The sequence below is a fragment of the Enterocloster sp. OA13 genome (assembly GCF_022440595.1).
GTDB classification, from domain to species: Bacteria; Bacillota; Clostridia; order Lachnospirales; family Lachnospiraceae; genus Enterocloster; species Enterocloster hominis.
The window spans coordinates 5450986-5475104 of the sequence record NZ_JAKNTF010000001.1; the positions used below are offsets into that span (position 1 = coordinate 5450986).

Sequence of the window (24119 nt, forward strand, 5' to 3'; positions counted from 1 at the left end):
CTCATCCCCTTTTCCTTGTGTTTTTCATAATCCAGGACCCAGATCAGGGCCTCTTCTAACTCCCCTACGCCCCCAGATAAGCCCTCTGTACCTCCCTGTCCGACAGCAGGTCCCTGCCTGATCCGGTTAAAGTGACTGTACCGTTTTCCAGCACATATCCCCGGTTGGCGATACTCAGCGCCATGGATGCATTCTGCTCAATCAGAAGGATGGTTTTCCCGTAATCCCTGATTTTCTGGATTAACTCAAATATCTCTTCCACAACTATGGGCGCCAGGCCAAGGGACGGCTCATCCAGCATGATGATTTTGGGATCCATCATCAGCCCCCTGGCAATGGCAAGCATCTGCTGTTCCCCTCCGGACAGGGTGCCTCCTGCCTGATTCCTTCTCTCCCTTAGCCTTGGGAACATCGTAAACTGTTCCTCCACCAGTTCATCCATCCGTTCCCGGCCCAGATTGGGATTGCCAAAGGAACCGGATATCATATTCTCATACACGGTCAGTTCCGGGAAGATCTTCCTGCCCTCCGGCACGTGGCATATACCCATCTTCACAATCTTATGGGGAGGCATCGCAGTAATATCCCGGTCCATGAAAGAAATCCGGCCCGACTCCTTCCCCGCAAGGTTTGAAACCGCCATCAGGGCCGTGGTCTTGCCTGCACCGTTGGCCCCGATAAGGGAAATGATTTCCCCCTGGTTTACTTCAAAGCTTATACCCCGCAGGGCATTGATATGTCCGTAGCTGACTACCAGATTTTCAACCTTAAGCATACGCAACCCCTCTTTCCGCAATGAGTCCCTTGCCAAAATAAGCTTCCTGTACCCCCTTGTCATCCTTCACATGCTCCGGGGTACCCTCACAGATTTTACGTCCGAAATTCAGGACCAGGATATGGTTACACGAATTCATCACGAATTTCATATCATGTTCAATGACCGCTATGGTGTATCCCTTTTCCTTCAGCATGACCATGAATTCCATAAGGGAATCCGTTTCCCGGGGATTCATGCCCGCCGCAGGTTCATCCAGAAGCACGATTCTAGGTTCCAGGGCCAGGGCACGGGCTATTTCCACCTTCCGCTGTACACCGTAGGGAAGATTTCCCGCCATGGTATATGCATATCCGCTAAGTCCTACCTCCTTCAGTATCTGCGCCCCTTTCTCCTCTATCATCGCCTCATCCTCCCTATACCTCCTGGAGTGAAGGATGGCATCAAACAGGTTTGTCCTTGTATTGATGTGGAAACCTATTTTAATGTTTTCCAGGACCGTCATATACCGGAACAGCTGTATGTTCTGAAAGGTCCGGGCAATGCCCATCCGGGCAATCCTGTCACAGGGAAGCCCGGATATCCTGGATTCCTCCAGGTAAATGGAGCCGGAAGTCGGGGTGTAAAAACCGGAACAGATATTAAAAAATGTTGTCTTTCCGGCGCCGTTCGGTCCGATGATCCCATAAATATCCCCCTTCTCAATGGTCATATCCACATCGTCCACCGCCACCAGGCCGCCGAATATCTTTGAAACATGTTTTGCCTCAAGCAAAGCTCCCATCACTACGCCTCCTTTGGTATTTTTACTGCAGCATGCTGTGTATGTTTCTTTTTCTTTGTCCTGGTTCCCGCGAGCATGCTGCCTGATGCGCCTGCAAGCCCCTGGGGACGTACCCACATCATCAGTATGATAAGGGAGGCGTATACCACATAACGCCATTCCTCAATGCCGCGAAGCGCCTCTGTCAGTCCCTGGGCCACAACCGAACCAACCACAGGACCTGCCAGGGTTCCCTGTCCTCCGATAATCAGCATGGCCAGGATGTTGAACCCCTCGTCCAGGGTAAAATAGGTGGAATCCACATAGGAGGCATAGGCGGAATACACAGCCCCTCCGATTCCTGCCCAGAAAGCGCCGTACATGAAGTTAAGCACCTTGTACCGTCTGGCGTCCACGCCCAGGGACCTGGCTGCCAGTTCATCCTCCCGGATGGACATCCACGCCCTCCCTACCCTCGATTTGATGACACGGCTGGTACAGAACATATAAAGCAGCACGGCGGCCAGGAAAATATAATAGTATTTAGAAGCGCCGCCCATCTTGATGCCAAGGAAACGCGGCGCCATGATCCCCTTGAATCCCATGGCGCCGCCCGTTACAGGCGTCCAGTTAAGCGCAATAAGACGCATGAGTTCTGAAAACCCAATGGTAATCATGGCCAGGAAGATTCCCTTCATGCGCAGGGCCGGAAGTGCCACCACCGCCCCGATTAAAGCTGCCATGATGCCGGCCGGAAGAAGGGCCGCCCAGAAACTGACTCCAAAGGTCTTCATAAGAATGGCCTGCACATAAGCCCCCACACAGTAAAATCCCGCTATCCCGAAACACAGCTGCCCGCAGTATCCATTGATTATATTCAGGCCGCCTGCCAGGATGATATAAAGCATGATCCTGCACACAATCCTCATATTGCCCGTTTTCACAAACAGGGGCAGAGCCAGCATCACAGCCAGGCAGGCAATCCATACAGCTGTCCTGTACCTATTGTATAAGTGGCTTATTTTCTCTGTCATGGCCTTACTCCTTTCCTTTTAACAAAACCAGTCGGTCTGAATACCAGCATGATGATAAGAAAGCCAAAGGAAAACACATCCCTGAAGCTTGCCGAGGATATGGCTATTCCCATGTTTTCAATCATTCCCAGGATTACACCGCCAAAGGAAGACAGCGGTACGCTGGTAAGTCCGCCAAGGGTGGCTGCCGCAAATGCTTTCATGCTCAGCGTAGTGCCCATGGTAGGGCTGATGGACTGGTAGTAAATCCCAATCAGCGTACCTGCAACACCTGCCATGGCGCATCCGATACAGTTTCCTATCATGGCCGTCCGCCTTACATTGATTCCCACCAGGGCTGCCGCTTCCCGGTTCTGGCTCACGCATCTGAGGGCAATCCCCCACCTGCTCCTGTTAAAAATCATCATCATGGCCGTGCTGAGTATGATGACCGTGGCAATGATGATGAGCTGCACGCTGCTGATGTCCACTGGTCCCAGATGGAAAATCCGGTTCTGCACAATGTTCAGCATAGGTTTCCTCTCTGTGCCGAACAGAATCTGGGCCAGGTTCTTTAATAACATACTGAATCCGATGGTACATATCAGTGAGATATGTTCCGGGGCATTGACAAAATGCTCATAACAGAGCTTGTAGATGATGATACCCACTACCCAGGCAGCGGCAAAGCTGGCGAAAAGTCCCAGTATTATATTATTTCCGCAGAACAGGAACAGGTAGAAGGACGCATATGCGCCAATCATAAGGACCTCTCCATGGGTAAATGTAGCCAGCCCCACCACTCCGACAATAACAGCAAAGCCCAGGGCAATCAAGGCATAGATAAATCCCTGGCACAGTCCGTTTACCAACTGACTGATAATGTATTGTGATACCATATGCGTTCCTCCCTGATGATTATTTTTAAAATCAGTTTACTCAAACCCATAATCCTCTTCAATCACATACTTGCCGCCCTCTACCCCCAGGAGCAGGAACTGACGGACACCTCCACCATTTTCATCAAAGGTAAGCCTGCCTGCCATCCCGTCATAGGCTGCGTCCTTCAGGTTATCCTTGATGGCCTCCCTTGTAATCTCACCATCGCCGGTTTTCTCTATGGCGATTGCCAGCATCTGCACAGCATTGTAGGCACAAAGCGCATGGTCTGTCGGGGCGGTCTTATTCATGGCAAAAAACTTCTCATAAAAATCCTTCGTAACCGGGTTGTCCGGGGTAATATAGGAAGAATCGGAAACAATCAGCCCCTCTGCATTAGCGCCGCACAGGTCCAACAGCTGTTGGGAAGCGCCTGGTCCCTCCGTTACCATCTTAGGATTCCAGCCTGATGCCTTAATCTGGTTGATGATGGAGGGCACATTGCCCTGGTCCAGGATGCATACCGCCTCTGCACCGGAGGCCTTCAGCTTGGCAATCACAGAACTGAAGTCAGTCTCCATTTCCTCGTAGGACTCATCTGCCATGACCTCAATCCCTGCTTCCTTCAACGCATCCACCAGATGCTGGTTCGTACTGATGCCCCAGTCCGTATTCAGGTACATGACAGCTATCTTATCCAGTCCCATGAACTTTCCAATCACTGATTTGGCAACCCACGGCGCCTTGTCAGCCTGGTTGTACATGGTCGAGAAGCAATATTCACTCATGGGGGCATAATCAGGATTGGAGGCGGTTGGGGATATCAGGACACAGCCATACTCATCCACGATTGGGGCATCCGCCATACAGGCGCCGCTGGTGAAATCCCCAATCACAGCCTTGATATCATCATCCTCACAGAACTGTGTCACCATATCCGCGCTGGTCTTGGGGTCCGCAGCAGAATCCTTTACCTCGATTACCAGCTGGTAACCGTTCACACCCCCGGCGCCGTTCAGTTCATCAACCGCGATTTGGGTGGCAGCCTGAAAACCTTGTCCGTATTCCGCGTGAACCCCTGTAACAGGGGCAACCAGGCCCAGCTTTATGGTACCCTTGGATTTCCCGCTTCCTTCTGGCGCCGCGCTTCCTGCCTGTGTGTTTCCTGAACCTTCGGATGTACCTGCCGCTGCCGCGCCACATCCGGCAAGGCCAAATGCCACGGCTGCGGCCAGCAGGACTGCCGTTGCCTTTTTCTTCATATGTTTTCTCATGATCATTTCCTCCTCATACGACTGGAATAATAAAAAAGCGCAGACACTGTTTTTCGTTCAGCATCTTCGCTTTCCTTGTATAACCGGCTCTATGTGATTATCCTTACTTCCTTTTACAAAAACAGACCTCACAGATATCATCACCGCCTGCAATGGTTTTTCCCAGATGGAACTCATATCCCATGACCGCCGCGATATTCCTGTCCCCGTCCATTGCCATATCGCATAACGCGGGGATATCCTTTGCAGGTACTCCTGCCTTCAGCCATCCGGCCACCAGCGGGCAGTAATGGAAGTCAATCTCCAGACAATCCTCATCTGCTGTTTTAACCTCCATCTCAAATGTCTTTTCCACCACATCTGAGAGGAATGCAGCCCTGAAAGTTGCAACATCATCCGGATTGCAGCCCGCCTTAATGGATGCCCCCTGAAGCTGCCCTGTTTTTGCAATGGCTTTCCTGGCAAATGCCTCACCGTCCGCGCCTTCCTCTTTCGCCGCCTCGTAGGTAAGGGCCATCCAGGTTGCCCTGTGGCTGATGGCTGCACGGTTTATATCCACCTTTTCATCTGATATTACCGGTATGTTCTTTATCTCGCCCATATATGTTCCTCCTGTGTCATCATTTTAATCAAACCTGCGCGCCGTGATTTTGATGTATTGAGTTATAGCATCTTCATTCTATATTTGTCAAATCATTTCTTCATTTTAATGAATTATTTTTATTATATTAACTTTAATAACAAAAAAATTATGGAAATATCTTGACAAACTTGTTTTTCAGAATGTATAGTGACACATATTTATGTTGCTTAACAGGACCGGCCATGGAATGTAGCGGGCAGGTCAAAGATACAATAAACAGGCCAGAGGTGGGATAATGATAGAAAACATAGGCAGAAAAATCAAGACATTCCGAAACCGGTATGGCATGACCATCCAGGAAATGGCAGAACAATCCGGTGTCAGCAGTTCCCTGCTCAGCCAGATGGAGCGGGGCATCGGCAACCCCACCATAAGTGTGCTGGAGGCAGTCTCACATGTCATGGACTGCAGCGTTGCCGACCTTTTAGCCGAGGATGTAAAGAACAGCGACCTTGTGGTACGTCATAGGGAACGCAAGAGAATATATGAAGGGCAGAAAGAGACCGCCATGTATGGTCTCTTATCAGACAAGGTTGTACGGGGTAATTTTGATATGATCCTAATTGTCCTGCCTCCCCACAGCGAGGTTGACAGCCGTCTAAGCCGCCATCCCGAGGAGGAAGCTTCCTTCATCTTAAAAGGGAACGCAGTTTTTGAATTTGATGGCGAGGTAATCCCGCTGGAGGAAGGGGATACCATCCGGGTGCTCTCTAACCGGAACCACAGGGTACTTAATATCCAGGATGAGGAATGTGTAATCATATGTACACGAAACCGGATATTGAGCTGAAGCGGGGAACGAATAAAAACGTCCTCTTCTTTCTTCAAAATCTATATTTTCATGCTTATACATTTTATTTTGCGTAGAAAAAGAATAAAACAATCAGGGCAGGGTAACTTTGTTTAGCGGCTTTATTAGGGCTTAGGATCTGCCCTATTATGGAATTCTGGGCCGGAACTGCATTACCCAATTTTATATTATGATCTGGTTATACAATTTGCGGACCATATCGGCAATCAGTCCGGCCGTTCCTTCCACCCCCAAAAGGGAAGAATCAATCATCAAGTGTTTATGCCTGGGGTCATTAGGCATATAGCCGGCATATTTTTTGTGATACGCATTTCGCGCCTTGTCCACGGATACAATCATATGCTCCGCCTCATCCCTGTCCATATCCAGAATGTGTATACAGTTTTCCAGACGCCTGGCATAGGGTGCGTAGATGAAAATGTTAATGTTGTTCTTCCTGTTTTCCAATAGGTAATCAGAACACCTGCCCACCATGATGCAGTTCGATCTGGCCGCCAGGTCCAGTATGATATCCTTCTGCACATCAAATATTATATCCTGTATATATTCCTCATCTGTCCCCAGCGGGAACATCCGGGGCAGAAAACTGTGCTTTGCCTGTTCCTCCTGATTGCTTATATCGGATACAGGCATATCCAGCCTTTTGGCAACCTCCTCCACAATATCCCTGTCGTAAAATTCCACGCCCAGCTCCCGGGACAATTCCTTTGCTATGGATCGGCCCAGGCTTCCAAATTGCCTCGTAATCGTCACTGTGAATGTTTCCATAAATCCTCCCTCCTATGCCGCAGCGATGGTCTTCTGATATGTCCTCACAACACAGCTCAGCGCAAAACAGATGGAAAAATAACATGCAGCTTCAAAGCAAAAAAGCATCAGCATCCCGCGTACATCGTATATGCTCCCCAGGACCACGCCACAGTTTCTCATGAATTCAGCTACATCCACCATTTTGAGGAAAGATGTATCCTTAATCACGGTAATAACCTGGCTCAGCAGGGCCGGGATTACCTTCCTGAACATCTGAGGAAGCACAATATACCACAAGGTACCGCAGAAACTGAATCCCTGGGACCGTGCTGCCTCAAACTGACCCTTGGGAACCGCGTTCAGGCCGCCCCTGAATATTTCCGCCATTACGGCCGAGGTAAAGAGGCTGATGGCAAATACACACACGCCGATTTTGTTTCCCCTTACCGTAAAATATATCCATAATATCCACAGCAGGTTTGGGGTACACCGGAAGAATTCGGTGTACACGGCCACCAGGGTTCCGGCCCATTTCCATCCACCACGGCCATAGGTCCTTATCAGTGCCAGAAGGATACCAAATACAATGCTGATGGCTGTTGACAATACAGCAATGATAACCGTCATTTTCAGGCCGTTCATCATAAACACCACATTAGCCGGAGTAAAAATCTGGTTGAATAATCCTAACATACGCCCTCCTCTATGTTATTATGCTTTGCAGTGGGAAGCCTGAGAGCACGTATTTCCAGATACCGCGCCAGACGGGCCAGCGGAAAGCAGATGATAAAGTATAACAGAGCGCTTGTAAGATACGCCTGGGCAAAATATCCTCTCTCCGCTCCCCAGGAATCCGTAAAATACATCAGGTCCATACCCGCCACCATGGCCAGGATGGAAGTATTCTTCACCAGGTTAAGGGCCTGGTTGGCAAGAGGCGGCATGATGATCTTAATGGTCTGCGGAAGTATGATATGATACATGGTCTGGATATAGGAGAATCCCTGGGAAGCCGCTGCCTCCGATTGTCCCCTGGGGATTGCCTCTATTCCTGTCCTTATTACCTCCGATATGTACGCACCATGATAGATACCCACCCCGATAACCCCAAGTGCGAACTTAGGAATCCTGAACCCTGAGCCTGAGAACACCATGGGCAGCACTGAATAATAAAACATGACCTGCAGCGCCAGAGGCGTATTCTGGATGAACTCCACATATATCCTGGAAATAAACCGGAATGGTTTAAACCTGGATGTTGAAAGGGTCCCGAATATTACGCCAAGGGCCAGCGCTACGGCCAGCCCTACAAGTGCTATTTTTAAGGTCATCAAAAATCCTGGTACATAATATTCAGGAAATGCCTTTAACAGCGCACTCCACCTTTTCCCATCTAAAAGACCTTTTATCATACAAATCTACCCCTACTCTGTTTCATAACTACTGCAGTCCCCACTGGTCCTGAAGTGCCTTCATGGAACCGTCTGACAACATGGATGTAACCTTGGACTCCACCAGTTCCGCCAATCCTGTATTCTCCTTTGCGGAAGCAACTCCATAATCCTGCTCTGCAAAACGGTCATCCAGAATCATATTGGTGTCATTGACATATCCGGCCAGGATAGCACGATCCACGCTGAAGCAGTCAATCTGCTTGGTAGCCAGAGCCTGGGCCAGGGCGGGATAACCGTCAAACTCCTGGAATTCAGGCTTCACGGACAGGCCCTTTTCCTCCACATATGCCATGAATCCGTCCTTACTGGTGGAAGCCTGAGCCACTCCGATAACCTTACCATCCAAATCCTCAATGGATGTAATACCGGAATCCTTATTTACCAGAAGTCCCACTGCGTCCGTATAATATGGGGTGGAGAAATTATAGGTTTCCTTTCTATCATCTGTAATGGTAAATGTGGCAATGACCAGGTCAATCTCACCATTTTCCAGAAGCGGACCCCTGGTCTTGGCTGTAACACCCTGGAATTCCACCAGCTTCTTCTCCTTTGCCTCATCCATGGTGCATCCGAAGATTTCACCGGCAATTTCAAAGGCCAGGTCATCCTCAAATCCTTCATATTCACCTGTAGCCGTGTTCTGAAGGCTGAACTTGGGGATATCAGACTTACAGCCCACCTTTAGAACTCCCCTGTCGATAATCTTCTGTACATCCGCCGTCATCTTGTCTGCTGTTAAACTTCCGGTATCCACAGTGCTGCCGTCATCTGCCGCGCTTCCGGCGTCTGTCGTACTGCCTGCATCTGCCGTTGCCGTATCCATGCTGACCGTAGTATCTGTCTTCGCCTGTGTATCCGCTGCCTCAGTAGTACCGGCTGAGGATGACCCACAGGCCGTCAGGGAAGCTGCCATTACCATTGCCATTACAGTTGCAAATAATTTCTTTTTCATAAATTGTTTCCTCCTCTTTATCATTATTCCAAACAAGCATCATCCTAATGAAGTATCTTGCTTAAAAACGCTTTGGTTCTCTCTTGTTCCGGGTTGTCAAAGAAATGTTCCGGCGTCCCCTCTTCCAGGATATAGCCGCCATCCATGAATATGACCCTGTCGGCCACCTGGCGTGCAAATCCCATCTCATGTGTCACACAAATCATGGTGATATTCTCATGGGCCAGTTCCACCATGACATTCAATACCTCCTGCACCATTTCCGGATCCAGGGCTGATGTAGGCTCGTCAAATAGAATTAATGGCTGTTTGGTGCACAATGCCCTGGCGATAGCCACCCTCTGCTGCTGGCCTCCTGAGAGCTGGGATGGATAGTTACCCGCCTTTTCCTTTAGCCCCACCCGTTCGAGACACTTCATGGCACTTTCCCGAGCCTCTGCCTTTGGAACATGCTGAAGCTTAACTGGGGCCAGAGTCAGGTTATCCAGCACAGTCAGGTGCGGATACAGGTTAAACTGCTGGAATACCATGGAGGAATACTTTTTCGCCATGTCCAGATGATTCTTCCTGGTCACCTCTGTCCCTTCAATGATTACCTTTCCGCTGGTAGGCTCCTCCAGGAAATTGATACAGCGAATAAATGTCGATTTGCCGGAGCCCGAAGGACCGATAATAACCAGCTTCTCCCCTTCTTTTACGGTCAGGCTGATATCTTTAAGTACCTCCAGGTCCCCGAAATTTTTTTTAAGTTTTTCTACTTTCAACATATCCGGCATCTGTCCTACCACCTCTCTGATTAAAGCATAAAAGGCGCTTAAGAATTAAAATTCTTAAGCGCCTTCGCTTTTCTGTTTACCAACTATTTGTTAATGGTGCATATTATAAAAGCATTCTTTTAAAATGTCAAGTCTTTTCTGGCTTTTCGTATTGTGTCTCTTGGCCTTACCTCCTGTGTATCCATATTGGTTCTCATCCTGTTCCCAATAGCATAGCATCGGCTTTCTCCGCCATACATGGAAAATCCCACGGAAAAACTGTAAAATATTATGGACGGTGCAGCTTGGCTTCCAAGAATCCCTCCATCTCATCCCCGGGAAGCGGCTTTGAATAGTGATACCCCTGAATCTGTTCTACACCAGGTCAATGACCATCTGCTTCTGCGCTTCTGTCTCTGCGCCCTCTGCCACCACGTACATGCCCAGATTATTAAAGGCATGGATTAGAATAACTTGGTATTTGTATGGAATCCACTGATAAATTCTAGATTATACATCATTCTATATTCTTATATTTCTGTAACCAATCTCTGTGTAGTGCTACTTTTAATGAATACGCTTTGATGGGTATTTCCGCTAACTGCGATTATTCCCCAAAGGGACGCACGTCAATTTCACCGCTTTCCAATCCCTTGCGCAGTTCTCTTACAAATTCCAAAGCCTGCTCCCCATCTCCATGGACACATACAGAGTCCGCCCGGATGGGGATATCCACCCCCTCCGCACTCTCCACCATGCCTTCCCTGACCATGCGGATAACCCGCCTAACCGCCAGCTTCTTGTCCTCTATCATTGCTCCCGGTCGGTTCCTGGGCACCAGGGTACCGTCTGCCTGATATGCCCTGTCGGCAAACACCTCGCCTGCGTATCTGATTCCGGCCTCCTCTGCGGCCCGTATCATCTGACTGCCGCAAAGGGCAAGAAGTATTACGGAAGGCTCTGCGTCAGCCAAGGCACGGCATACCGCGCTGGCTAGTCCATAGTCCCTTGCCGCCATGTTATAGAGGGCGCCATGGAGTTTTACATGATGAAGGGGAATACCCTGGGCTTTACAGAATTCCTTCAGGGCCCCGACCTGATAGAGTACATACGCCTTTGCCTCCTCTGGTGTGATACTCATATCCCGTCTGCCAAATCCCATCCTGTCCGTAAATCCCGGATGGGCTCCTGCGCGGACCCCATACATCCTGCACAAAGACACGGTTTTCTCCATTACAAGAGGATCCCCTGCATGATAACCGCAGGCGATATTAGCGGAGGTTATATAGGGTATGACCTCCTGGTCCATCCCGATTTTATATATACCGAAGCTTTCTCCCAAATCACAGTTTAAATCAATTGCTGCCATATATCCTCCACCTTTCTCTCAAAGGCCCGGGCACCTCCCCACAGATCCAGACATCCGTTCAAATCCTCAGTCACCTGCCCGCAGTCCCATCCCCCGTTCACAGCTTTAAGCAGACATTCTTCACATCTGTAATGAACATATGTCCCGGCGCATGTGTAATCGCAAATTCAGGCTTGGAGTTCATCACCACTGCCTGTGGGGTCACACCGCAGGGCCAGAACACCGGAACCTCACCCTCCATAATGGTTACTGCATCCCCGTAGTCCGGCCTGCTTATATCCTTAATCCCTATTGCCTCAGGATATCCAATCTGCACAGGGGCGCCGTGCACCCTTGGCATGGATGCTGTGATGGCCGCTGCCGCCGGAACCAGCTCATGGGGTATCGGTCTCATGCTGACTACCATATTGCCTGTAAATCTGCCGGCAGGAATACAGGGTATGCCTGTGTCATACATAGGTACGTTCCTCCCTTCCTCAATATGACGCACCGGTATTCCGGCACCCATAAGCTCTGCTTCAAAAGAGAAACTGCATCCTATAAGAAAGCTGACAAGCTCCCTGCCTTGGGATTCAAACATGGATACAACCTCTGCGTATTCCCCTGTACATATTCCATTTTCGTATACACGGTACTTTGGGATATCCGTGGCTATGTCGCTGTCCGGGGCAAATATGGGAAAAGTCCGGCTTCCGGCATCAGCCACCTCTAAAAGCGGACATGATTTTGGATTCCTCTGGCAAAACAGCAAAAAATCCCAGGCCAGTTCCCTCTCAAGAACTACCAGGTTACCCTGGGCATAGCCGGCGCACATACCGGCAGTAGGGGAGGCGATTGCCCCCGACCGGATCTGTTCCCGTACACGCCGCGGCTCCCAGTCCTCGTATCTGCTTCTCATTCCATGCACATCCTTTCCTTCAGCCATTGTATTTTTCTGTATTCCTTCCTGCATGCCTCTATCCCTTCCTCCACTGAAATAAAGCGGAATACCACTCCGTCTCCCGGCCTCAGTTGGGCCAGGGCCGGAATATCCGTGGAAACAACCGTTCCTATCTTTGCATATCCGCCGGTCGTCTGGTGATCCGCCATCATGATCATGGGCATGCCATCCGAAGATATCTGGACAGAACCCTCCACAATCCCATCTGAAATCATATCAGAACCGCCCTTTGTTTCAACAGCTGGTCCTGTCAGTCTGCATGCCATCCTGTCGCATTGATGGGACAGGCAATAGTTGCTATGGGTAAATGTTTCAATGCCATACGGCGTGAACGCTTCCTCCTGAGGTCCCGGCACGGTGCGCAGCACCAGGCGCCGCTCCATTCCCCTGTAGCTATAATGGCTGGAAGGTATCCTGAACCATGGCTCATCCTCTCCGGCCAGGAATCTTAACCCATTTTCACCGGATAAAAAATCCCATCCCACCGCATCGCCCTGTTCCGGGCCTGCCTCCAGTACATCTCCCTTCTTCAAGGCACGGCCGCCATATCCACCCAGATGACATTTTAAATCGGTAGAGCGGCTTCCCATAATCAAAGGTACACCGATGCCTCCCCGGACAGCCAGATAGCAGCGCATTCCCGACAAGGCCATTCCCAGGATGAGTATGTCCCCGGCCTTTACAGGAACCGGCGCATACATAGGAACCGGGTTCCCATTCATAACCGGCGCCATATCAGCTCCTGCCAGCGCCAGGACATAAGATGAAGTAAATCGTATGACTCCTCCCTTCATGGTAAACTCCAGTACGGCAGCCTGTTCCATCCTGTCTGTATTTCCTGCCAGAAGGTTGGCCAGCTTCATGGAATATTTATCGCAGGCGCCATTTGTGGAATATCCCAATGCGCCGCAGCCAGTCCTTCCCATATCCTGCACCGTGGTCAGCAGACCCGGCTCAATGATTTCCATAGCCATATGGTGTCACCTCGTTTCCTGCTGCAGCTGCACAGCTTTGAATTCCTCCTCCCCAATGGGAATAAAATGGATGGAATCCCCGGCCGCATATGGAAGTTCTCCGCCCTTTCGTGGGTCAAAAAGCCTGAGTGGGGTTCTCCCGATGAGCCTCCACCCCCCAGGGGAATCCAAGGGATAAATCCCTGTCTGTTCTCCTCCGATTCCCACGGAACCGGCCGGGATACATACCCTGGGGGTTGGAAGCCGGGGTGTAAAGAGCCGTTCATCCAGTCCCCCCAGATATGGGAATCCTGGAAGGAATCCCAGCATATATATCCGGTAATCCCTGCCACAGTGGATGTCCACCACTTCCTGCTCCAAAAGTCCGGCATGATTGGCTACAAAAGCCAGGTCCCCACCATATTCCCCGCCATAACAGACCGGAATCTCCACCAGTCTGCCATCGGTCCCCGTATCCTGTCCTTCCTGCTTCATAAATGACCGGATCAGGTGACACAGGCTGCTGTATCCTATGACAAGGGGGTTATAGCGGATTAGAAGTGAATTAAATGCAGGCACGGTTTCCAGGATTCCGTTTTCTTCCCACACGGTCATGCGGACCTTGGCATTCAGGGACATGACCCGTCTGCTTGTGTCCTCACTGATGGAATCCCCCAACCCTACCAGGATTGCCTGGTCCCCCACCGCTTTCAGCACAAAGCCCTCTGCCATGCCCTCACCCCGCCTTCTGCCCGTCACATCCTTCTGAAAAGAATCCTTTTTCAAGCACGGGTCCGAACCAATGGTCGGAGTTATGGGAATAGCGCACCGCATAGGCCGTACACTGCCTCATGAGACTGACAATGCCCGTGTTCATCCTTGTATTGAATCCATCAATGCCAGGCATCAGGGAACCGGTCATATCAATCATTCCATTGCGGGACGCCACCCGCATCAGCTCTGCTTCCAGATCCTCCCTGTGTAATATTTCCATATCTCTCTTCAGGTAGGACAAGGCCGCTATCATCCCATAACAGCCCCAGTCAGAGCAGGTGGCTGTAATAATATGGTCAGCGCTGCTGGCTGCCAGGGTTCCTCCCTTGCACCCGCACCTGCATTCACCCGGCCCGGTAAAAGGGACAAAACGCCTTATATGGTCTGCAATCGTACCCATCCCTATTTCATTTCCCAGGTCTCCGATTGCAATATTCAGGATTCCCCTTTCCCTCAGCAGGTCCCACAGCACATCCGTCTTAGCCTCCAGTTCCGATACATCGTCCCCTACAGCATTGTGATATACACCATTTAAGTTGGCTCCCGGCGCTTCCACTGATATCACTGCTGACGGGGTTACCTTTTTAAGGATTCCCTCTGCCTGTGCCCTGGCCGAAGCGGTATCTTTGGTAAAGGTGATGATTCCCATACTGAGCGGCAGGCCCAATACGGATTCCATATCTTCATAAATATGCAGGCCAACCACACTGGCACACCGCCTGACTGCTTTTTTACTGTCCTCCGGGCATATGATGATGGGTTTTGCCCCAAACGCCAGGACCATGGCCCGGGCCAGCAGCATGGAACTTACCATGCCGTCCATCTCCGGTACCTTGTGGGGCAGAAGTACAAAACCGGTTATGATAAACACCGGGGCATTTGCCCGGACCGTCCCGCACAGGGCCTGGGCCGCATTCATGGTCAGGGGCCCGCCAGTCTTTTTCCTGCTTCCCTCATAGAGGATACGGCACACGCCGTATCCCCTGGGATCCAGGTTCATCAATGCATCCAGGTTTTCGCCCACATTCCTCTGTTCCAGTTCTTCCCTATCCATCTTCCCACCTCCCTGATCATTCAGTCCATGATACCGGCCTTACCCGTATAATCCAGATATTCCTCAATCACCGCATCCTGAATCATCTGCAGGGTATCCCGGTCCTTTCCTCCCACCCTGACACCATCCACACATTCTGCATGCAGACAGAAATTAGATGAGGATGTAACAATCACTTCATCTGCTTCCATCAGTTCGCCCAGGGTAAACGCACGTTCCATTACCTGGATTCCCAGACGGTAACAGGCCTTTATCATATGGGTCTTGGAGATTCCCCTCAGTATGAGATTATCATTGGGGTGTGATATGAATACCCCGTCCTTCAGGATGGACACATTGCTGTGGGCACATTCCGTTACTGTCCCGTCCCGGTGGAATACGGTCTCGTCTGCTCCCTTTTCGCTGGCCTCCTGTGAAGCCACCACGGAGGGCAGAAGGTTCAGTGTCTTGATATTACAGTGATAAAACCTGGTATCTTCTTTCGTAATCAGCTGTATAGGGGAATCCGGGTCCCGGAGTGTGTTCGGCCGGATCATGACCCACAGTTTCCCTTTCATATCCGGGTCATACACATGATTCCTGGAAGCAGCTCCCCTTGTAACCTGCCAGTATACAAAATGTGTATCCCCCTCCACCCTGGAAAGCAATTCCGTCAGCAGGGTACCCAGCTCCTTTTTATCCATGGGTATCCTGATACCCAGCGCCTTTGCGCTGGAGTAGAAACGGTCCAGATGGTCGTCCAAAAGGTAAACCTTGTGGTTTCCCCCCACTGTTGCATCATAAACACCGTCCCCGAAAAAGTGGACCCTGTCATTAAACGGCACCATCACCTCTTCCGGCGTCCCTACTGTTCCATCATAGTATGCAAGTTCTTTCATGGCATGACCTCCGCACTGAATTTCAGTCTGATATACTCCTTGATAAGTTCCACACAGTTGTCCAGACCCAGACTGGACGTATCCAGGCAAAGATCGTAGTTAGCAGGGTTTTTCCACTGCCGGCCCGTGTGATATACATAATACGCATTTCTATATTTATCCAGATGATTGATATATTGGACCGCGGCCGTCCTTCTGATACCCTGACGTTCCATTTCCCTGGCCACACGGCATTCATAGGGCGCATCCAGATATACGGAAACCACATTGGGCTTATCCCTTAGGACAAAATCAGCCGCCCTGCCGATGCAGATATAGGATTCCCGTTCCAGCAGCTCCCTGAGCACCTTGGCCTGATAGTTGAACAGATTCTGATCCGACACAAAATTCCCACTTTCCGGAGGAATTACCTCACCGTTGTAGATATGCTGGGATACACGATACAAAAGGGTTTTTTTCGTAGTTTCATCCGCGCCTGCAAACACGGATTCGTTAATACCGCTGTCCTCTGAAGCCAGGCGCAGGAGCTTGCGGTCATATACATCAATCCCATAATCCTGCGCCAGCTTTTTTCCAATATAGCTGCCGCCTCCGCTACCACAGGTCCGGGTAATCGCAATTGCAAAATGTATTACTTGATTTGCCATGATATTCTCCTCCTATTGTCCCAGATAAGCCTTTTTCACCCTGGCATCATTTAACAGTTCCCTGGCATCCCCCTGGATGATTACCTTCCCTGTCTCCAGCACATACGCCCGGTCGGCTATGGAAAGGGCCATTTTGGCGTTCTGCTCTACTAAGAGTATGGTAATTCCCTGCCTATTTACCTCTTTAATAATGGAAAATATCTCTTTTACCAGGAGAGGCGACAGGCCCATGGACGGCTCATCCATCAGGATCATCTTTGGTTTTGCCATCAGCGCCCGGCCCACTGCCAGCATCTGCTGTTCCCCTCCTGACAGGGTACCTGCCAGCTGCCTGCGGCGTTCCTTAAGACGTGGAAAGCGCCCATACACATCGGCCATATTTTCCTCTTTTCCTTTTCCGTCCGCGTAAGCCCCCATTTCCAGGTTCTCCTCCACAGTCATCTGGGGGAAAATATGCCTGCCCTCCGGTACATGGGCCAGCTTCAGGTTAATGATCCTGCTGGGTTCCGTTTTCCTTAAGTCACAATCATCAAACCGTATCTCGCCGGAGTCCGCCCTCTTAAGCCCTGATATGGTTCTCAGGACAGTGGTCTTGCCAGCTCCATTGGCCCCGATCAGGGACACTATCTCCCCATCATGGATCTCCAGGGAAATGCCGTGTATGGCGTGGACCGCCCCATAGGAAACATTCAAATCCTTTATCTCAAGCATCTTTCCCCACCTCCCTGTATTCCTGGTTCCCGTCTCTGCCGTGCTCCTGTCCTTCCCCGCCATCATCCTCATCCCTGCCCAGATATGCCTCTATTACCTTAGGATGATTGGCAATTTCCTCCGGGGTGCCCGAAGCAATGGTGGTGCCGAAATCCAGCACCTGTATCCGTCCGCATATCCTCATGACCAGGCTCATATCATGCTCGATTAACAGGACCGAAATCTTAAACCGGTTTCTGATGAAATGGATGATATCCAGCAGCTCCTCTGTTTCCGTAGGATTCATGCCTGCCGCCGGTTCATCTAACAGCAGGAGTTTCATATCCGTGGCCAGGGCCCTGGCAATCTCCAGGCGGCGCTGTTCCCCGTAAGGGAGATTATCCGCCTCATACTCCTCTTTACCCTCCAGATGCACAATCCTTAACAGCTCCCTGGCCCGTTCCGTAATCCGTGCTTCCTCACGCCAGTAGGATGGGGTGCGCAGTATCGCCTGGGGAAGCTGATACATCAGTTCCCGGTTCATGGCCGCCTTGACATTGTCAATGACCGTCATCTTCTTAAACAGCCGGATATTTTGGAAGGTACGGGCAATGCCTGCCTCCACGATCTGGTGGGTACGCCTGCCGTTCATCCTCTGCCCGTTCAGATAGAAGGAGCCCTCCGTAGGTTTATATACGCCTGTAAGCAGATTAAAGACCGTTGTCTTGCCTGCTCCATTGGGGCCAATGAGACCCACCAGCTCAGATTCCCCTATCTCCAGGTTAAAATTATCCACCGCCTTAAGGCCGCCAAACTGGATGCCCAGATTCTTAGCCCTTAAAACCGGATATTGTTCCATTCCCGCCATGTCATGCACCTCCTTTCACTGTCCTGCGAAGAAACCTTCTGCAGCCTGCCAGTTTATCCAAGACCCGGCACAACGAAAATTCCCACTGCCCGAAAATCCCTCCCGGTTTAAATACCATCACCAAGACCAGGATGACAGAATATGCCAGCATACGGTATTGGGAAAACTGGCGCATCATTTCCGGAAGGGAGGACAGGAAGGCTGCGCCGATGATGGATCCGGTAAAGGAGCCTGTGCCCCCAATGATGACTTCTGAGAGCAATTCCGCAGAGTACATGAAATTAAAATTTGTCGGTATCATGGCTGTCATATAGTGAGCATAGATACCCCCTCCAATTCCCGCGAAAAAAGCTGCTACCGTAAATGTAAGCACCTTGTAATAAGTTACATTAATACCGGAAGCCGCTGCAGCTATGTAGTCCTCCCGGATGGCCTTTACAGTCCGGCCGTACCGGCTGCGTACATACATATACATAATGGCAACGCAGACCACCATGATCCAGAAACACCAGTAAAACCCCGAAAGCTTCAAGATACCGCTCATGGTCTTTCCACCGCCTGTAATAGGAAAATTACAGAAACAGACCCGGATGATTTCCGCAAATGCAACCGTCACAATAGCCAGATAATCCCCCCGCAGCCTCAAGGCCGGAATACCCACCAGCACTCCGGTAAACCCAGCCGCCATTCCGCCTGCCAAAAGGGCTACAATAAACAGCACAATATCCGGCAGTCCCCTGCCAGCAAGTGCATGGGAGACAATTGCCGACGCATAAGCCCCCACCGATACAAATCCGGCATGGCCCAGGGAAAACTCCCCCATGCAGCCCACTACCAGGTTCAATGAAGCTACCATAATGATGGTATAGCAGGCCGTGGTACAGATTCCCTTAATATATTGGGTAGATGTACCAAATGCCTTCCCCTCAAAAAGCAGTGCAAATATTCCAAATACCGCCAGGATCCCAAGAAAATTGATAAAGTATGATACCTTGTGATTTTTCTGCATTTCCCTACCTCCATCAAACTTTCTCGCCCACATTCTTACCCAGAATGCCGGCAGGCTTCACCAACAGGATCACAATCAAAATCGCGTATGTAATGGCCTCATACCATCCAGGCGCAAAGAGCTTCACAAAAATTTCCACCAGCCCCACCAGCACACCGCCCAACATGGCGCCAGGAATCACCCCGATTCCTCCCAGCACAGCCGCAATAAACGCCTTAAGCCCCATCATAGACCCCATGTCATTGGTGACTCGTGGATATTTGGCACAATACATAAGGGCGGCAACTGCCGCCAGGGCGGAACCGATGGCAAACGTAACCGTGATGACCCTGTCCACGTTAATGCCAGCCAGGATGGAAGCATCCCTGTCCTGTGGGACTGCACGCATGGCCTTTCCCATCCTGGTTTTCTTAATGAATATCTGAAGCCCGGTCATCATGACAATGCCGATGAGTATGGTCAATATCACATTGAGGGGCAGCGGTACTCCCATAAAATTCACGGACGGAAGTGAAAATATCTTCTGCACATTATGGGGTTTGGCGCCAAAAAGCAGCATCGCCAGATTCTCCAGCAGCAGGCTCATGGCCATGGCCGTAATCAGCGCCGACATGGCGCCGGCTCTGCGGACTGGTTTGTAGGCAGCCACCTCCACAATCACCCCAACCGCCGCACAGACCACAACCGCCAGGAACACGGACATCCATGCTGGCATGCCGGTGTGAATCATCAGTGGGATGGTATAAAACAATGTATAGGAACCAATCATGATAAAATCACCATGTGCGAAATTAATCATGCGTATGATTCCATAAACCATGGTATAGCCCAGAGCTATCAGCGCATAGATGGCTCCCTGGTTCAGACCATTTATGAGACTTTGAATAAACAGCGAAAATGTCATAAGCGTTTTCCTCTTTCTCCATTCTTTTCCCATATCAGATATTTCAGCTTCTAATGGAAAATGTGCAATCCGGCAAGTTTCATCATGCCTTCATGCACATTTATCTATATTTATTCCTTAGAACCCTCTGGTGAAAGCGTCATCAGCCACTTCACCTTGCCGCCTTCATATGTATTGATTGCAACTGATTTTTGCGGGTCACCATTCCCGTCCAATGTAAAGGTCCCGCCCACGCCTGTAAATGTCATGCCTGTCATTCCCTTGACAAGGGAAGCTGTGTCACATCCTCCGCCGTTCTTTGCAGCCTCTGCAAGCATGTAAATGGCATCATAATAGAGGGCGGCACATGCATTCAGGCTTTCTGTACCATATTTTTCCGTGTATTTGGTGACAAAGTTGGCAACTGCAGGCGCCGTGTCCTCAGAAGAATAGTGATTGGTGAAGTAGCAGTTTTCAAATTTGTCTTCAATTCCCGTTGTGTCAGAACCATCCCAGCCATCGCCGCCCATGATTGCGCCCTCAAATCCGGCATCCCTTGCAGCCCCCACTAATAGGGGAACCGTGTCCAGGAAGCAGGGATAGAACAGGAAATCAGCACCATTAGCAACTACCTGGGAAGCCTGGGAGGAAAAATCCGCGTCCTTGGTCGTGCACTCTCCTGTATAAACCACCTCAATACCATTTGCTTTTGCATTTTCAATAAAAGCATCCTTTAGACCATTGGAATAGTCATCATCCTTGGCATAGATGACTGCGGCCTTGGCCCATCCTTTTTCTTTTGCAAACTGGGCAGCCATCTTGCCCTGGTATGGATCGATAAAGCAGTCCCGGAAGATACTGGGGCCTTTTAAGGTTACATCCTTATTGGTAGCCCCTGTGGCAAGGAGAAGCATGTTGTCCTTGGATGCCTGCTCTGCAATAGGTAATGTGACTGAGGAGAAAAAGCACCCCACAACAGCGTCGGGGCTTTCCTTCATCAGGCTGTTGTACGCATTGATAGCCTGTTTTGCATCGCTGGCATCATCCACGCCCTTTCCTCCGTTTATAATTTCCACCTTATATTCTGAATCACTGGAATTAATTTCTTCCACAGCCATGTCAACCGCATTCTGTGCGCCTTCCCCATATATGGCGGAACCGCCTGTCAGGGAGCAGATGACGCCAATCCTTACGGTCTTTCCATCATTGTCGCCTACTTCACCGCTGCTGCCCGTCATCTCACCGCTGCTTCCATCCGCCGCCGTATCCTGATCAGCCGCCTGCGCCCCGTCATCGGCGGCAGCCGTGTCGCCGGAAGAAGCTGCTTCTGTCCCGGCAGTGTTGCCGGCCGCCGCTCCCTGCTGGGCGGATGACCCACATCCTGCAAGCAGACTGGCAGCCATGGCCGTGGTCAGTACAAAGGATAACAATCTCTTTTTCATAATTTGGTTCCTCCTCTTTCTTTGTTTCCATACAGGATGCAATAAAGGAGGCTTCCCGTCCATTGACAGGGAAAACCTCCTCGTTTTCCTCAATAACAGAAAAGAGGCCGCAACTGCTATCCAGCAATTGAGACCTCTTTGTTCTCTCAGGATTATTCTGTTCTGATGCCCTGCATCACTTTTTGTATGTTGGGCAAAGTATAACACCGGGTTTTTAGAAAAGCAAGTTTTTTCTTACAAATACTTTATTTTTGTGAAATTTTCCAAAAATTTTTCACATACTTTCATTAAAGAGTCAGCAGATTTTATAGCTTCATTTCTATATTGGACAATGGAATATGTTCAGGTAATAAACAAGCCGGGTATCTCCTTTTTAGAAGGTATCCGGCAAAAATAATATTATCGAAAGAGCGCCAGTAAATATATTTTAATGGAACAAATTGGCCCTATCTGTCAGGGATATTTATCTATTTTGCAGCTTTACTCCATTCTCCTCTGGATAACATACCAGACGAATCAGTTCAGCACTTCCCGTTTCTTCTTCATGCAGTTGTATCGATAGTTCTGTACATAACCGGTTTTCCTGGTTATAAACACAGTAATTCAAAATAGGTGATGATAACACATTTGTTATCATAAGCTCATTGCCATCTGTATCGTAGAGTTTCCCGCTGCTATCCTTCCAGTAATCAGGAATCCAATATACATCATTATCTCTGATGAAAATTGTTTCAAGACCAGTTCCCATATCCTCAATATTCAGTTCATAATGGTAGCCTTCTTTCGCAACCATCTGCAAAGTATAGCCTTCCCCCAATGGTGTCTCCGTTCTGGTCAACGAGAATACTCTCCCTGAACCTATGTCCAATACCTCTTTTCCAGAAACATCTTTCGCATACACCGTCAAAGGAAGCAGCCCCCTCTCATTGGATATGTAGGAATCGTTGCTTAATGGGAAGACAATACTGGCGATGACAACAGCACCCACAAGAATTCCTTTCCTCAGTCGCGCCTGTTTTCTTCTCTTTTGTGCAATCGTCTTGCCGTTTCTAAGAATTCTTTGTTTCACTTGGTCATTTAAAACCATTTCCTCTGGTAAATCAGATAGTTTCCTCATTGTCTCACCCCTAACTGCCTGCTTAATTCCTCGCGGCCTCTCTGAAGTCTCTTTTTGATTGCTGACTCCGATATTTTTAGCATTGCTGATATCTCTTTTATGTAATATCCCTCGACAGCAGATAATATCAAAGCTTCCTTTGATTTGTCTCGCAGCCGGGAAATCTCATGTAACAGTTCCCATTCTTTGAATGAATCAATCTTAATAGGAATCTCCACAAGCTCATACTGCGGATGTCGCTTCCAAAAACGTATCTGATTCTTACAAATATTGATACATACCCTCTACAGCCATGCCTTTCCATGTTCTTTATCAGCAAACTTTGGCTTTTTTACAAGCATACGCACATAAGTTTCCTGTACCGCATCCTCGGCATCATGAGTATTCAACAGCATAAAAAAGGCCATCCGGTATATCTGATCCATATATTTCAAAAATAATTCTTCTCTGTCCATCAGCACCTGCACCTCTATAATAGTACACACCTCTTAGGCCTCTTTCGTGACATTATATTTTTATTTTCGCATACTGCTGGACCTGTTCCGTTTACTCCTCCACATAATTCACCAAAATATAATACTCATCATTTTTATAATTAATCTCCAATTTGTAATCTCCAATTTGCAGTGCTCCTTCTTCTATCGGGTAAAATGTCTTATTTTTTCCATCCATGATCACAAATTCCGGCATAAGCCCATAATCTACAACATCTAAAATACTCTCAATGCAATCATTGCAAAACAGCCCCTTCATTCGCTGTATGCTGATAATTCCCCGTTTCCGTTCTAAACGGGCCTCTCCGCTTTTATCGGCAAATGATTTTGTAATGATAAGACTGCCTTCACTCACCTCATCATAACCAAAGCTTACAGAAGTCCCTCTGTTTTCATTACAGTCCTGTCTATTTCCGTCTTCAAAGATATCCAGGGAATACAACATACCTGTATTATTACAAAGCAGATACACCTGGGAAGGAAATGTATTCAGATAAAGCCTGCAGGGATCAGCGGTGTTGGGAATGCATTGAATATACTCTTTTTTATTTTTGCTGAAATCACCAAATACTAAATCCCGCCGCAAGGTACGCGCCACTTCTTCATATTCGTCTTCCGTAGCAGAAGCAATGTAAGCGGCTATCATTTTCTCGACTGCTTCCACATTTTCCTCATTCTCTTTTGCAGCCTTTGCATAGGTCAGGTTTAAAACCAGAGCAGAAGCAGCTATAGTAAGGGTCGTTATAATAAAAATCCCATACCAGATTGAGCGTTTATCGGCTTTACTAAGGTGTTTCTTTGATACATCGTATTCATCCTCCTCCCAAAAAAGCAACCATACGTTTTTTAGTCTCTTCCAAATCGTATTCATATATATATTTCCCTCCTTTATTAGCTACTAGCTAATATTATATATTCTGTAGGCGGCTATT

The 24119-nt window shown here is 49.2% G+C and carries 28 protein-coding genes; 1 reads left to right on the plus strand and 27 read right to left on the minus strand.

Translation table 11 applies throughout. The annotated features are described in order from the left end of the window. Positions 1 to 64: 64 nt before the first annotated feature. The 6 genes from MCJ35_RS24355 to MCJ35_RS24380 all read right to left on the minus strand — a co-directional run bounded on the left by MCJ35_RS24355 (position 65) and on the right by MCJ35_RS24380 (position 5305). Positions 65 to 781, minus strand: coding sequence for an ABC transporter ATP-binding protein (locus MCJ35_RS24355; RefSeq protein ID WP_488473306.1), 717 nt, complete (start codon positions 779 to 781; stop codon positions 65 to 67). Next, on the minus strand, positions 768 to 1559 hold the full coding sequence (locus tag MCJ35_RS24360; protein ID WP_025484809.1) for an ABC transporter ATP-binding protein: 792 nt from the start codon (positions 1557 to 1559) through the stop codon (positions 768 to 770). Before MCJ35_RS24360 ends, MCJ35_RS24355 begins: the two co-directional genes overlap by 14 nt. A 2-nt stretch (positions 1560 to 1561) precedes the next feature. After that, entirely contained in the window at positions 1562 to 2572 is a 1011-nt protein-coding gene (locus tag MCJ35_RS24365) for a branched-chain amino acid ABC transporter permease (protein WP_025484808.1), read from the minus strand. Further along, on the minus strand, positions 2569 to 3450 hold the full coding sequence (locus tag MCJ35_RS24370; protein ID WP_025484807.1) for a branched-chain amino acid ABC transporter permease: 882 nt from the start codon (positions 3448 to 3450) through the stop codon (positions 2569 to 2571). The genes MCJ35_RS24365 and MCJ35_RS24370 overlap by 4 nt, the downstream gene beginning before the upstream one ends. A 36-nt stretch (positions 3451 to 3486) precedes the next feature. Continuing rightward, complete coding sequence (locus MCJ35_RS24375) at positions 3487 to 4704, minus strand: ABC transporter substrate-binding protein (protein ID WP_025484806.1); 1218 nt, start codon at positions 4702 to 4704, stop codon at positions 3487 to 3489. A gap of 103 nt (positions 4705 to 4807) precedes the next feature. After that, positions 4808 to 5305 carry an L-2-amino-thiazoline-4-carboxylic acid hydrolase gene (locus MCJ35_RS24380; RefSeq protein ID WP_025484805.1) on the minus strand — a complete coding sequence of 166 codons (498 nt, stop codon included), beginning with the start codon at positions 5303 to 5305 and terminating at the stop codon, positions 4808 to 4810. 277 nt (positions 5306 to 5582) lie between these two features. On the opposite strand from MCJ35_RS24380, the gene MCJ35_RS24385 reads away from it, so the two are divergent. Continuing rightward, complete coding sequence (locus MCJ35_RS24385; RefSeq protein WP_025484804.1) at positions 5583 to 6137, plus strand: helix-turn-helix domain-containing protein; 555 nt, start codon at positions 5583 to 5585, stop codon at positions 6135 to 6137. Positions 6138 to 6320: 183 nt separating this feature from the next. On the opposite strand, the gene MCJ35_RS24390 is transcribed toward MCJ35_RS24385, so the two are convergent. The 21 genes from MCJ35_RS24390 to MCJ35_RS24490 form a co-directional block, all read right to left on the minus strand. Then, positions 6321 to 6926, minus strand: a complete 606-nt coding sequence (locus tag MCJ35_RS24390; RefSeq protein WP_025484803.1) for a cytidylate kinase-like family protein — start codon at positions 6924 to 6926, stop codon at positions 6321 to 6323. A 12-nt stretch (positions 6927 to 6938) separates the two neighbouring features. Beyond that, complete coding sequence (locus tag MCJ35_RS24395) at positions 6939 to 7601, minus strand: amino acid ABC transporter permease (protein ID WP_025484802.1); 663 nt, start codon at positions 7599 to 7601, stop codon at positions 6939 to 6941. Continuing rightward, positions 7595 to 8320: an amino acid ABC transporter permease gene (locus MCJ35_RS24400; RefSeq protein ID WP_025484800.1), complete on the minus strand. Its 726-nt coding sequence runs from the start codon at positions 8318 to 8320 to the stop codon at positions 7595 to 7597. The genes MCJ35_RS24395 and MCJ35_RS24400 overlap by 7 nt, the downstream gene beginning before the upstream one ends. A 28-nt stretch (positions 8321 to 8348) precedes the next feature. Then, positions 8349 to 9314, minus strand: coding sequence for a transporter substrate-binding domain-containing protein (locus MCJ35_RS24405; RefSeq protein ID WP_025484799.1), 966 nt, complete (start codon positions 9312 to 9314; stop codon positions 8349 to 8351). 44 nt (positions 9315 to 9358) lie between these two features. Continuing rightward, on the minus strand, positions 9359 to 10090 hold the full coding sequence (locus MCJ35_RS24410) for an amino acid ABC transporter ATP-binding protein (RefSeq protein WP_331472273.1): 732 nt from the start codon (positions 10088 to 10090) through the stop codon (positions 9359 to 9361). A 586-nt stretch (positions 10091 to 10676) separates the two neighbouring features. Further along, positions 10677 to 11438, minus strand: a complete 762-nt coding sequence (locus MCJ35_RS24415) for a LamB/YcsF family protein (protein WP_025484795.1) — start codon at positions 11436 to 11438, stop codon at positions 10677 to 10679. A 97-nt stretch (positions 11439 to 11535) separates the two neighbouring features. Further along, positions 11536 to 12336, minus strand: coding sequence for a putative hydro-lyase (locus MCJ35_RS24420; protein WP_034577283.1), 801 nt, complete (start codon positions 12334 to 12336; stop codon positions 11536 to 11538). Beyond that, the gene (locus MCJ35_RS24425) at positions 12333 to 13352 is read right to left on the minus strand and encodes a 5-oxoprolinase subunit C family protein (RefSeq protein WP_025484792.1); all 1020 of its coding nucleotides are present in this window, start codon (positions 13350 to 13352) and stop codon (positions 12333 to 12335) included. The genes MCJ35_RS24420 and MCJ35_RS24425 overlap by 4 nt, the downstream gene beginning before the upstream one ends. Before the next feature lie 6 nt (positions 13353 to 13358). After that, positions 13359 to 14063, minus strand: coding sequence for a 5-oxoprolinase subunit PxpB (gene pxpB / locus MCJ35_RS24430; RefSeq protein ID WP_025484791.1), 705 nt, complete (start codon positions 14061 to 14063; stop codon positions 13359 to 13361). A gap of 4 nt (positions 14064 to 14067) precedes the next feature. Beyond that, positions 14068 to 15159 (minus strand): DUF4392 domain-containing protein, encoded by a 1092-nt coding sequence (locus tag MCJ35_RS24435; RefSeq protein WP_025484790.1) that lies wholly within the window; start codon positions 15157 to 15159, stop codon positions 14068 to 14070. 20 nt (positions 15160 to 15179) lie between these two features. Beyond that, complete coding sequence (locus tag MCJ35_RS24440; protein ID WP_025484789.1) at positions 15180 to 16037, minus strand: aminotransferase class IV; 858 nt, start codon at positions 16035 to 16037, stop codon at positions 15180 to 15182. After that, a complete protein-coding gene (locus tag MCJ35_RS24445; protein ID WP_025484788.1) occupies positions 16034 to 16684 on the minus strand; it encodes a cytidylate kinase-like family protein in 651 nt (216 codons plus the stop codon). Before MCJ35_RS24445 ends, MCJ35_RS24440 begins: the two co-directional genes overlap by 4 nt. Before the next feature lie 12 nt (positions 16685 to 16696). Beyond that, entirely contained in the window at positions 16697 to 17395 is a 699-nt protein-coding gene (locus tag MCJ35_RS24450; RefSeq protein ID WP_025484787.1) for an ABC transporter ATP-binding protein, read from the minus strand. Further along, positions 17388 to 18242, minus strand: coding sequence for an ABC transporter ATP-binding protein (locus MCJ35_RS24455; protein ID WP_025484786.1), 855 nt, complete (start codon positions 18240 to 18242; stop codon positions 17388 to 17390). The genes MCJ35_RS24450 and MCJ35_RS24455 overlap by 8 nt, the downstream gene beginning before the upstream one ends. A 1-nt stretch (position 18243) precedes the next feature. Next, positions 18244 to 19251, minus strand: coding sequence for a branched-chain amino acid ABC transporter permease (locus MCJ35_RS24460; protein ID WP_240299682.1), 1008 nt, complete (start codon positions 19249 to 19251; stop codon positions 18244 to 18246). Positions 19252 to 19264: 13 nt separating this feature from the next. Further along, the gene (locus tag MCJ35_RS24465) at positions 19265 to 20155 is read right to left on the minus strand and encodes a branched-chain amino acid ABC transporter permease (RefSeq protein WP_240299683.1); all 891 of its coding nucleotides are present in this window, start codon (positions 20153 to 20155) and stop codon (positions 19265 to 19267) included. 110 nt (positions 20156 to 20265) lie between these two features. Then, a complete protein-coding gene (locus tag MCJ35_RS24470; protein WP_025484785.1) occupies positions 20266 to 21576 on the minus strand; it encodes an ABC transporter substrate-binding protein in 1311 nt (436 codons plus the stop codon). A gap of 463 nt (positions 21577 to 22039) precedes the next feature. Then, positions 22040 to 22693, minus strand: coding sequence for a hypothetical protein (locus MCJ35_RS24475; RefSeq protein ID WP_025484784.1), 654 nt, complete (start codon positions 22691 to 22693; stop codon positions 22040 to 22042). Continuing rightward, complete coding sequence (locus MCJ35_RS24480) at positions 22690 to 22911, minus strand: RNA polymerase sigma factor (RefSeq protein WP_240299684.1); 222 nt, start codon at positions 22909 to 22911, stop codon at positions 22690 to 22692. Before MCJ35_RS24480 ends, MCJ35_RS24475 begins: the two co-directional genes overlap by 4 nt. Before the next feature lie 66 nt (positions 22912 to 22977). Then, positions 22978 to 23148: an RNA polymerase sigma factor gene (locus MCJ35_RS24485; RefSeq protein ID WP_240299685.1), complete on the minus strand. Its 171-nt coding sequence runs from the start codon at positions 23146 to 23148 to the stop codon at positions 22978 to 22980. Between the two features lie 91 nt (positions 23149 to 23239). After that, positions 23240 to 24058, minus strand: coding sequence for a hypothetical protein (locus MCJ35_RS24490; RefSeq protein WP_025484783.1), 819 nt, complete (start codon positions 24056 to 24058; stop codon positions 23240 to 23242). Between the last annotated feature and the right edge of the window lie 61 nt (positions 24059 to 24119).